Source organism: Priestia aryabhattai, assembly GCF_023715685.1.
Lineage (GTDB): Bacteria > Bacillota > Bacilli > Bacillales > Bacillaceae_H > Priestia > Priestia aryabhattai_B.
This window is the reverse complement of sequence record NZ_JAMBOQ010000119.1, coordinates 1-255: the sequence shown is the minus strand read 5'-3', so window position 1 is coordinate 255 and position 255 is coordinate 1. Positions and strand designations below refer to the sequence as shown.

The 255-nt window shown below is 54.9% G+C and carries 1 rRNA gene; it reads right to left on the bottom strand.

Annotated elements, in window-relative coordinates:
- Positions 1-255 (bottom strand): 23S ribosomal RNA (locus M3225_RS29300); the annotation flags it as partial.

Below are 255 nucleotides of genomic sequence, written 5' to 3'. Positions count from 1 at the left end.
AGTCGCCTGGGCCTATTCACTGCGGCTCTCTCGGGCTATACACCCTACCAGAGCACCCCTTCTCCCGAAGTTACGGGGTCATTTTGCCGAGTTCCTTAACGAGAGTTCTCTCGATCACCTTAGGATTCTCTCCTCGCCTACCTGTGTCGGTTTGCGGTACGGGCACCTCCCGCCTCGCTAGAGGCTTTTCTTGGCAGTGTGGAATCAGGAACTTCGGTACTATAGTTCCCTCGTCATCACAGCTCAGCCTTAATG